11 protein-coding genes are annotated in these 9,946 nt (G+C 65.3%); 4 read left to right on the top strand and 7 right to left on the bottom strand.

What is annotated here, in order from left to right; translation table 11 throughout:
* Nucleotides 1-466 precede the first annotated feature (466 nt).
* From F8K16_RS02855 to F8K16_RS02845, 3 genes are all read right to left on the bottom strand, one after another.
* Nucleotides 467-1,972, bottom strand: a complete 1,506-nt coding sequence (locus F8K16_RS02855; protein WP_294946673.1) for a GGDEF domain-containing protein — start codon at nt 1,970-1,972, stop codon at nt 467-469.
* A 75-nt stretch (nt 1,973-2,047) separates the two neighbouring features.
* Entirely contained in the window at nt 2,048-3,361 is a 1,314-nt protein-coding gene (locus tag F8K16_RS02850) for a porin (protein ID WP_294946670.1), read from the bottom strand.
* Nucleotides 3,362-3,413: 52 nt separating this feature from the next.
* A complete protein-coding gene (locus tag F8K16_RS02845; RefSeq protein ID WP_294946668.1) occupies nt 3,414-3,878 on the bottom strand; it encodes a DsrE family protein in 465 nt (154 codons plus the stop codon).
* Nucleotides 3,879-4,003: 125 nt separating this feature from the next.
* On the opposite strand from F8K16_RS02845, the gene F8K16_RS02840 reads away from it, so the two are divergent.
* Together F8K16_RS02840 and F8K16_RS02835 are read left to right on the top strand one after the other, a co-directional pair.
* Nucleotides 4,004-4,561, top strand: a complete 558-nt coding sequence (locus F8K16_RS02840; protein ID WP_294946666.1) for an RNA polymerase sigma factor — start codon at nt 4,004-4,006, stop codon at nt 4,559-4,561.
* Nucleotides 4,554-5,216 carry a hypothetical protein gene (locus F8K16_RS02835; protein ID WP_294946664.1) on the top strand — a complete coding sequence of 221 codons (663 nt, stop codon included), beginning with the start codon at nt 4,554-4,556 and terminating at the stop codon, nt 5,214-5,216. Before F8K16_RS02840 ends, F8K16_RS02835 begins: the two co-directional genes overlap by 8 nt.
* Here F8K16_RS02835 and F8K16_RS02830 read toward each other — a convergent pair whose 3' ends face one another.
* Both F8K16_RS02830 and F8K16_RS02825 read right to left on the bottom strand, forming a co-directional pair.
* On the bottom strand, nt 5,217-6,098 hold the full coding sequence (locus F8K16_RS02830; protein ID WP_294946662.1) for a hypothetical protein: 882 nt from the start codon (nt 6,096-6,098) through the stop codon (nt 5,217-5,219). It abuts the gene before it with no gap.
* 36 nt (nt 6,099-6,134) lie between these two features.
* Nucleotides 6,135-7,358 (bottom strand): Nramp family divalent metal transporter, encoded by a 1,224-nt coding sequence (locus F8K16_RS02825; protein WP_294946660.1) that lies wholly within the window; start codon nt 7,356-7,358, stop codon nt 6,135-6,137.
* 86 nt (nt 7,359-7,444) lie between these two features.
* Here F8K16_RS02825 and F8K16_RS02820 point away from each other — a divergent pair, with 86 nt between their 5' ends.
* The gene (locus F8K16_RS02820; RefSeq protein WP_294946657.1) at nt 7,445-8,125 is read left to right on the top strand and encodes a metal-dependent transcriptional regulator; all 681 of its coding nucleotides are present in this window, start codon (nt 7,445-7,447) and stop codon (nt 8,123-8,125) included.
* 54 nt (nt 8,126-8,179) lie between these two features.
* Nucleotides 8,180-9,103, top strand: a complete 924-nt coding sequence (locus F8K16_RS02815; protein ID WP_294946654.1) for a chemotaxis protein — start codon at nt 8,180-8,182, stop codon at nt 9,101-9,103.
* Nucleotides 9,104-9,191: 88 nt separating this feature from the next.
* Here F8K16_RS02815 and F8K16_RS02810 read toward each other — a convergent pair whose 3' ends face one another.
* Both F8K16_RS02810 and F8K16_RS02805 read right to left on the bottom strand, forming a co-directional pair.
* A complete protein-coding gene (locus F8K16_RS02810; RefSeq protein ID WP_294946651.1) occupies nt 9,192-9,422 on the bottom strand; it encodes a ribbon-helix-helix protein, CopG family in 231 nt (76 codons plus the stop codon).
* Nucleotides 9,410-9,946 (bottom strand): putative toxin-antitoxin system toxin component, PIN family (locus F8K16_RS02805; protein ID WP_294946648.1); only part of this gene is annotated, 537 nt, incomplete at its 5' end. The genes F8K16_RS02805 and F8K16_RS02810, both read right to left, overlap by 13 nt.

The raw sequence follows: 9,946 nt of genomic DNA, 5'->3' as shown, positions 1-9,946 counted from the left end.
TCCCTGCTCAAGCCTGTTCTGACGGGGTCTCCCCCGTTTTTGCGGTGCGCCGTCGTGCCGGGCGGGAAAAACGCGGGTTTTTCCTGTCTCTGCGATGCCTGAAATGGGGTCTCCCCTGATTCTGGACGGTCGGCATCCAATCGCCATGCCAGGCGTCCAGGAAATCCTCCCGCAAGGCGGTTGCTGAAGCCTTTCTGACGGGGTCTCCCCGGATTTCGCATGGTCGTCGTCCCGGTCGGTTGAAAATTCAGCGCCTGTTCGCTTCTTTGTCCATATTTGCCGTGTCTTACCCCATTGCTTATCGGCTCCGTGCGCCTGCTGCTTCCCTGCCCCCGGCCTCTGAACAGGCTGTGGCGATACGGGGTCTCCCCCATTTTTGCAGGTTGCTGCTGCATCCGCGCCACGGCGGGCGGGAAAATGGAGGGTTTTCCGGGGGATGATGCCCGACAGGGACTTTTCCGGGCGGTCAGGCCTGTGGGGTGTCGGGCTGGGGGACGCGCTCGCAGATGACGCGGTTGCGACCGGCTTGCTTGGCAGCGTAGAGGTTCATGTCCGCCTGGCGGATGAGCAGGGCGGGGGCGTCATCGGGTCTGGGAATGTGGCAGGCCACACCGATGCTGACGGTGACGGGATACTCCAGCTCGGTAAAGGGGGTCTGCGCTACCGTCTGACGCAGTTTTTCCGCCAGGGCGCAGGCGCCTTCCAGCGGAGTGTCGGGCAGGAGGATGGCGATCTCCTCGCCGCCGTAGCGGGCGATGAGGTCGCTGCCCCGCTGGACATGCTGGCGCAGGATGTCGGCAATGGCCTGCAGCACCCGGTCGCCGACCTGATGGCCGTGAGTGTCGTTGATGCGTTTGAAGTGGTCGATGTCGAGCATCAGCAGGCACAGGGGCTGGCCGGTGCGTTGGGCCAGCGCCCACAGCTGGTCCAGCGTGCGGTCGAAGCAGCGGCGGTTGCACAGGCCGGTGAGGCCATCATGCAGGGAGAGGTGCTGGAGCCGGGTGGTGAGCTGATGCAATTGCACCAGCAGACCCTGTTCGCGCCGCAGCTGGCGCAGCAGCAGGCCGGCCAGCACCCAGTAGAGCAGGGTGAAGACGGTGCCGGCCAGCAGGTAGGGTTGACCGGCCTGCTGACGGATCTGGGTCATCAGTGCCGGGGTGGCCAGCTCCAGCAGGCGCCAGCGGGTGTGGGGAATGGGCGCCTCGCTCAGGGTGCGTGTGGCGTGATCCTCGGGCTGGATGAAGACGGACAGGCCGGCCTTTTCGATCTGCTCCCGGGTGAGGTGGCTGGTGAATTCGATCAGATCGCCCCGTCTGGGGTCATGCAGCACCACCACCAGCTCATGGCCCGGGGTGACGAAGTGCTTGAGCGTCTGCTGCAGGCGCTTGAGGGTGAAGCTGGTGAAGATGACATAGTCCTGTTCGGCCACCTTGATGTGGGTGTAGAGGTCGTAGTGATGGTGGTGCAGGTTGGGGTGCACGCGGATGATGTCTTCATCCGGGTGGGCGATGAAGCGGCGGGTGTCGGCATAGCAGATCTGCTCGATGCGGCCGTCGAGGGCGTCGCCCACCAGCAGGAACTCGCCACTGCGGGGATCGACGATGCTGAAGGCGAACAGGGTGGGAAAGAGCCGGTTGAGCAGGGTGCGCAGGCGTTCTTCGGTGTCGGCGTCGTCCGGGTCGCTCACCAGCCGGTGCAGGTCGGTTTCGTGGTCTTCTAGCACGGTGCGGATGATGCGGTGCTGGTCGGCGAACAGCTGGGCAAAGTCGTTCTGAATGGCGCGAGCATGGGCGGCAGCCATGTCTCGATGGTGGTTCATGAGCAGCTGGGTGGCGTGGCGGTAGCCCTGCCAGAAGACGGCAAGGGTGAGCAGCCAGAGCACCGTCAGCAATACCGGCACCCGCCAGAAAAGATGACGGGTGGAGAGGGAGAGCTCGGCGGTGCCGGCCTGATCTGAAAGGCGCGCGTCCATAGGCCTCATTCTAAACTTTTTGAATGCAAAAAACCCGGCGGAAGCCGGGTCAATGCAACCGATGATGGGCGGTGGTCAGAACACGGCCTGCAGCTGCACGGTGAGCCGGTTGCCGAAGGCGCCGACAATGTCATCCGCCTTGGGCGCATGGGGCGCGCGGGCATTGCGGATTTCATAGTTGAGCGCCAGCCGGGTCTTCTTGTTGAAGTGGTACTGTGCCGCCAGCGTCCAGTTGCGGAATTCCCGCAGGGCGGTGGGCGTTTTTGTGCCGCGGTCGAGGCTGTCGTAGCGCACGCTCACGTCCCAGCGCGGGTTGATGATGTAGCCCAGGTCCACATACCAGCCGTTGGCGCGGTCCTTGGTGAGCGGCGCGTTGAAGCTGTCGGCCGGGCGCACGCAGTGGTCGGCGGTGGAGCTGGCGCCGCAGACCGGGTTGAGGCCGTTGAAGATCATGCCGTCGGCCTCGATGTATTCCCCCATGATCCGGTAGCGGCCATCAAACCAGGTGATGCCCACGCCCTGACGGGTGCGGTTGTAGTTGCTGCCGTTGTAGAGGCGTTTGCCATCCTGCCGCCACAGGTAGGCCTTGACCTCGTGGCGGAAGGCCTTCTTGCCGCCGCCGAGCAGCCAGGTGCTGGCCCAGTAGAGGGTGGTGTCGCGGTTGCCGTCGGTATCGTTCATGTCGATGCCGTTGCCGTTGGAGTACATGAGCGCATAGCTGTGCTCCCACTTGCCACGGGTGAAGGTGCCGAACAGCTCCACCCCGGTGTCGCGGAAGGCGCCCACTGAGCCGACCCGGTTGGCCTTGCCCGGTGCGGTGCCCGGGGTGAGGAAGCGCTCCAGCAGCAGCTGGTTGGTCACCGCGGTGTAATTGATGTAGGGGCTGATGAAGATGGCCTGAATGGACTCATCCCCCATGGGCAGGCGGAACAGCCCGGCACGCAGGTGATGGTTCGGGGTGATGTTGTAGGTGATGCTGGCGTCGGTCACCTTGACGAAATCCCGCCCCTTGTCGGTGTTGGTGATCCCGTTGTTGCCGAACTCCGCCAGCAGGAAGTAGTTGAGCTTGTTGTCCAGTGGGAAGGGATTGCCACGCACGCCGATGCGGGCGCGTTTGATGTTGAAGCCGCTGTGGGTGGTCAGATCCGGCGCCACCTGGTTGGGCACGATGTAGCGGCCGTCCAGCGCGGCGGAGGCCGGCACGGTGGATTTGATCTTTTTGTTGTCGATCTGGCTGTATTCAAACTGAATGAAGCCCCACACATGGGCGCGCTTGGCGGTGCCGGGTGCTTCGGTACCCTGCAGCACCAGCCAGTTGGCTGCCTGGGCGCCGGTGGTGGTGCCGAGGGTCATGAGGGTGGCCAGGGCGATGGGTCTGATCTTGAGCATGTCTCTCCTCCTTGCGCGTGGGCGCACGTGTTTTTTCGTTTTGGGGGTTCAATCAGGGTTTGATGGTGATCCAGCCGTGCTCGTTGAGCTGCAGGATGCGCACGGCGCCGGCGGGCACGATGCGCGCGCCCTCGATCACCTGCGGGCGGTAGCCGAGCTTCTTGCTCATGTTGGTCAGCGTGTTGTTGCACACGCTGAAGCGGATGCCGGCGGCCATCAGCCGCTTGATGCGCGGGGTGTTGGCGTTGCCCTTGAGCAGCAGGCGCGCGCCGGGACCGAAGGCGACCACTTCGATGTCCACCTTGGTGGTGTCACCGTAGTGTTTGAGCACGTTGCCGGCCACATTGAGCACCAGCGTCTGTTTGAAGGGGTTGGGGTCGGAGATCTGCAGCACCACCTTGTGGTTGGCGAAGGTGTCCGGGATCTCCATGTTCCCGGTCATGTCCTGCGCCGCGAAGACGGCGGAGACCGGCAGCATCAGGGTGAGCAGCACCCTCAACATAAGTTGTTGATACATAAGCGGTTTCCTCTATGATGTCATAAAAGATTTCAGGTTGTGAGCAGCGCTGCCCCTTCGTAGCCTATGACGCAGGCTGGGGCGGATTTATTCCCCCGGCAGCGTAATTTTTTCCGGAGGTGCACATGGGCTGGTTGACCTGGCTGCGGGGCAGACCAGGCGAGCGGGACGCCTGCGAGGCCTGTCTGGCCTGCCGCGAACGGCTTTACCGGCTGGCGTTCAGCTGGACGGGCGACGCCCAGCTGGCGGACGATCTGGTGCAGGCCACCTGCGAGCGGGCGCTGAAGCAGTGGGCGCAGGTGAAGGACGTGGACAAACTGGAGCAGTGGGCCTGCCGCATCATGCGCAACCTGCTGCATGACCACTACCGCCGTCAGCTGCCCACCGAGGACTGGACGGAATATTCCGAGGTGCTGGCCAGTCATGAGAATGTGGAGGTGCAGATCGAACGGGACGAGCGCCACCTGCGCCTGCACCACGCCATGCTGAGGCTGTCGCTGCCGCTCAGGGAGGTGGTCACGCTGGTGGACCTGGAAGGCTACAGCTATCAGGAGGTAGCCGAGATTCTCGACGTGCCCAGGGGCACGGTGATGAGCCGGCTGCACCGGGCGCGCACCCGGCTGCGCCAGCTGCTGGAGGACGACGCAACCCTCAAACCGCTGAAGGTGGTCAACGATGACTGAACTGATGCACGCCTATGTGGATGGCGAACTGAACGAGCTGGAGCGCATCCGCTTCGAGCGGCGCATGGCCGCCGACCCGGCGCTGGCCGAGGAGGTGGCGGCGCTCAGGGCGCTCAAGCGGCAGGTGCAGGAGACCTATGGCGTCACGCCGGACACGCCCCGGAAGGAAGCCTCACGCCCCGTCCGCCGCAGCGGCGCGGCCCTGCGCTGGGTGGCGGTATGGCTGACCGGCGTGGCGCTGGGGCTGCTGGGTGGCTGGCAGCTGGAGCGGGTGCTGCCGGCGCACCAGAGCGGCTGGCAGCAGTTGGCCGCGCAGGGGCATGTCATTCTGCACATTGATCGGGACGACCCCGCCCGGCTGAACAAGTTGATGGAGACCGCCGACCGGCTGGCCCGTGAGGGTGTCCGGGTGACCGTGGTGGCCAATGCCGAGGCGGTGAGGCTGTTCAGCCTCGGCCACTCGCCCGATCCGCAGGGTATCGAGCGGCTGGTGCGCAACGACCATGTGAGTCTGGTGGTGTGCCGGCGTGCGCTGCAGAACATGGCCCGCCGCGGCATTCATCTCACGCCGCTGCCGGTGGCACGCAGCGATGTATTCGCGCTGGACTACATCGTCCGGCATGTGGAGCAGGGCTGGCGTTATCAGAAGATCTGACTACAGATGCAGTTCCAGCTGCAGGTTGAACAGGGTGGCGTCCCGGTGGGCGTAGCGGTCCAGTGTGGCCTCGCCCGCCAGCGTCGCCACGCGGTTGAACTGATGCCGCAGCCCAGCTGACCAGCGCTGGCGGGGCAGGCCCAGTGGCGCGGCGTCCCGGCTGCCCTGCCAGCTGACCGCCGCGCGCCAGTCCTGCCAGCTATATTCCCCTTCCAGCTGCCACGTGGCCGGGTATGCCCCGTCCAGCGGTTCCAGCGCCGCCACCCCTTCCGCCAGCAGGCGCCATTGGCTGCTGTTGATATCCACATGGGCGTTCCAGCCCGCCGGGCCTTGGGCTGTCACGCCGCTGGCGTCCATGGCGCTGATCCAGCCGGCGTGCACAGTGGTTTCAGCCTGCCCAAACGGCAGCGTGTAGCCGGCACTGCCGCCCCAGCGGCTGCCGTGGCCGTCCCAGTCCGGGCGGGCGAACAGCACCAGCTGGCGGGTGTCGTCCTCCCAGCCGCCCTGCACGCCTTCGATGCGCGTCTCGCCCAGATAGAGCGGCAGCGGGTCGTTGAGCAGCAGGGTGTCGTAATGGCCGAAGGCGGCGTAGAGGCGGCCCGCCTGCAGCGTCCAGGGCTTGTTGCGCCAGCCCAGCTGCAGTTCGTCGAACTCGGGCGGTTCGGTGATCTGGTGCTCGTAGAGCAGGTTGCCATAGAGAGAGACCTGCCGGTGGCTGGCGGAGAAGTTCCACTGCAACGTGCGCAGGCGTACATGATCGGTTTCGCCGTCCAGTGGCTGGGGGCTGCCGGCACGCAGGTGCAGGTTGAGCGACTGGGAGAAGCCGCCCGCCTGAGTCAGGGCGGGCAGCAGCAGAAAGAGAAGCGTGCGGAAAAAGGACATGGGCGCTTTATGGGCCTGCGGTGCAGCTTTTCAAGCTCAGGCGACCAGAAACCACAGATTGAGCGCGATGATCAGCCCTGCGCAGGCCCAGGCCAGCGTCAGTATCCACGCCGGCGGGCGGAAGTCGCCCATCAGCCGCCGGTCGGCCACCAGCAGTATGAGCGGCACCAGCGTGAAGGGCAGCTGCATGGAGAGGATCACCTGCGACAGCACCAGCAGGCTGAGCGGCTTGGCGGTGAGCAGAATGGCGATGACCGCAGGGATCATGGTGGCCAGCCGCAGTCCGAGGCGTACCCTGGCCATGTTGACCTTGCGGCCCAGCAGGCCCTCGAACACCACCTGTCCGGCCATGGTGCCGGTGGTGGAGCTGGCGATGCCCGCCGCCAGCAGGGCGATGCCGAAGGTGAGCGCCGCCGCCTCGCCGAACAGCGGGCCGAGGGTGACATAGGCCTGGTCGATGTCGGTGATCAGCAGCCCCTTCTCATGAAAGGCGGCGGAGGCGGTGATCAGGATGGCGGAGTTGACCAGCCAGGCGGCGGTGAGCGCGCCCACCGTGTCCCAGCGCATGATGGCCAGAATGCGCCGTTTGTCGTGGTCGCCCTCGTCCGCCATGCGGGTGAGCACCTGCGAGCTGTGCAGGAAGATGTTGTGGGGCATGACTGTGGCGCCGATGATGCCCAGGGCGATGAACAGCGCCGTGCTGTCGGCGATGACCCCGTTGGGCACGAACCAGTCATGGGCCACGGCGCCCCAGTCCGGTCGCACGATGCTCAGCTCGATGACATAGCCCAGCCCGATGGTGGCTACGAAGGCGATGATGGTCATTTCCACCCAGCGGAAGCCGTAGCGTTCCAGCCACAGGATCAGCAGCACGTCGAATACCGTAAGCAGGATGGCCCACACCAGCGGAATGTCCAGCAGCAGATTGAGCGCCACGGCCACGCCGAGGAACTCAGCCAGGTCGGTGGCCATCATGGCCAGCACGGCGGTGGAGAGCAGGCCTTTCGCCCGCCAGCCGCGCCAGCGCTCGGCGATCAGCCGGGCCAGGTCCCGACCGGTGACCACGCCGAGGCGCGCGGCCAGCAGCTGCATGAGCACGGCGATGGCGGAGGCCAGCGTGATGACCCACAGCAGGGCGTAGCCGTAGCGGCTGCCCGCCTCCAGCGAGGTGGCCCAGTTGCCGGGGTCCATGTAGCCCACGGAGACGAGAAAGGCCGGGCCCAGATAGAACCAGACCGGCCGCCGTATTGAGTTGTTCATTTTTACGGAAGACTCATCCTGTTTTTAGTCTTGGCTAAATTTTATGTGTGGTCGGCCTCAAAGGCAATGTTGGCTACAATGACGCCATGCCCAATCAGCCCCTCGACCTCAACAGCCGCAGCGTGCAGGACTACCTGAAGGCGCTGTACAAGCTGCAGCAGGGTGACGCGCCCGTGGCCACCAACGCGCTGGCGGAGCGGTTGCAGCTCGCGCCGGCGTCGGTGACGGCCATGGTGAAGAAGCTGGCCGAAGCCGGGCTGGTGGATCATGTGCCCTATCAGGGCACACGGCTCACCGAACAGGGCCGGCGCGAAGCGCTGCGCATGGTGCGCCGCCACCGTATCATCGAGCAGTTTCTGCAGCAGGTGCTCGGCTACGCCTGGGACGAGGTGGACGAGGAGGCGGAGGTGCTGGAGCATGCCGTCTCAGACCGACTGGTGGAGCGCATGTGGCAGGTGCTCGGCCAGCCGAGCCACGATCCTCACGGCTCGCCCATCCCCACCGTGGAGGGCGAGCTGCCGGAGGACCGCACACGCGCCCTGACCGAGGCGCCCATGGGCACGCCGCTGGTGGTGCGGCGCATTCAGGAGCGCAGCCCGGACGAGCTGCGCTATCTGCAGTCGCTGGGGCTGGCGCCCGGCGTGACCGTCACCGTCACCGCGCAGGCGCCCTTCGACGGGCCGCTGACGCTGCAGGTGGCCGGCAGCACGGTGACGCTGGACGCGCGCATGGCGGCGGCCATCCGCGTGGAGCCGGCCGAAGCGTGATTCCGGCCCGTTTCTTGCTGACACTTCTCTGATTTCAAACGGATGGACGGATTCATGGCACAAGGCGAGGTGGCCCGGAACATCGAGCGCCTGTCCCGCGGGCTGGGGAGCAATCAGGTGGAACTGCTGCTGTTCCATCTGGACGACAGCGCCCAGCTGTATGCCATCAATGTGTTCAAGGTGCGCGAGATCATGCCCCTGCCGGCATGGAGTCCGGTGCCCCGTTCCGACCCGCGGCTGGTGGGGCTGGCCCACCTGCGCGGCGAGATGATCTCACTGATCGACCTGCCCTTCGCGCTGGGCCGCACCCCGCCGCTGACCGAGCGGCAGCGGGAAGGGGTGATCCTGCTGACCGAGTTCTTCCGCCACACCCACGCCTTCTGCATCGACCGGGTGGAGCGCATCGTCTACCGGGCGTGGGACGAGATCGAACCGCCGCCCGAGGCGCTCAGCGCCGAGACGCCGGTGACCGGCGTGACCCGTTATGAGGACAGGCTGGTGCAGATTCTCGATCTGGAAAGCCTGCTGATGGATATCACCGGCACCGAGCTGACGGTGGAAGGCAGCGTCACCGCGCTGGAGACCGGCCGGCGGCGCGAAGCGCTGCCGCCGGTGATCGCCGTGGACGACTCGCTCTCGGCGCGGCGCTTCATGGAGAAGCTGCTCGATCAGCTGGAGGTGCCTTTCCAGATCTACGAGAACGGTCAGCAGGCGCTGCGGGCCATCCGTGCCCTGCCCGACTGCCCGCTGGCGGTGATCACCGATCTGGAAATGCCGGTGATGGACGGCTATTCGCTCATCCGGCAGATCCGCGAGCACTCCAGCTGCCCGCAGGTGCCCATTGCCGCCAATAGTTCCATTTCCGGCAGCTTCAACGACCGGCTGGTGGCGCAGGTGCGCGCCGACACCCTCATCCACAAGTGGGACGCCCGCGCCCTGACCGATTTCATCCAGCAGGCAATCAGCCGCCTCGACTGACGGGGTCTCCCCCATTTTTGCAGGCTGCCGCGCCGGCGCGCGGCGTGCGTGACGCGTTTTCACACGGAAAACGCCCCCTGCAGGACGGTCATTGGCTGGAAGCCGTGTCTCGGGCATCCAGCTGGTCGAGCACCCGCAGAGCATCTTCCACATCGCCCTGGGCCGCCATGACCCGGAAGTGGTTTTCCGCATCCCAAGCAGAGAGCATGCGGGTGCTCATTTCCTCAAACAGCTTGTTGACGCTGAGACCGCGGCTCGCTGCCAGCTGTTTGAGGCGCTGAGCCGTATCATCGGGCAGTCGGATGGTCAGTGTTCGCATGGATACACCTCCAGACAGTGTGCGGGTGAAAGGATTTTCAGGTGTGGAAAGTGCAGCTCTCCGCCTTTGAGGTCACGCAGGTTGTGGGTGACGACGGCCTGTGCGTTGCCGGCGAGAGCCAGTTCGATGAGGTGATTGTCGCCTTCGTCCGGCAGGTTGGGACGCCAGCCGAAATAGATGTGAACCCACTCGCCCCGGGCAGCCAGTGCACGCAGAACCGTCAGGCGTTCTTGCGGGTCTGACAGCTCGTCCCAGCAGCTTTCACGGTGGAGCAGGGCGCTGTATTCCTGCCACAGGGCGGTGCCGAACAGCGGCAGATAGTCGCCGTTCAGGCAGCATCGCAGAACCGCACGGGCGGCACCACCTCCGGAGCGCATGCCAGCGACGAAAACGCTGGTATCGATCACCACTCTGACCATGGTGACATTATATATGCAGTCACAGGGGCGGCAGTCAAGGTTGAAGCAGTGTCTTTGTGAATGGAGGGCGCCCGGTTCAGCAATGTGAAGAAACGGGGTCTCCCC

The sequence above is a fragment of the Sulfurivirga sp. genome (assembly GCF_015490265.1).
GTDB lineage: Bacteria > Pseudomonadota > Gammaproteobacteria > Thiomicrospirales > Thiomicrospiraceae > Sulfurivirga.
Note: the sequence above shows the minus strand (reverse complement) of the source record. Positions and strands in the feature narration are given on the sequence as shown.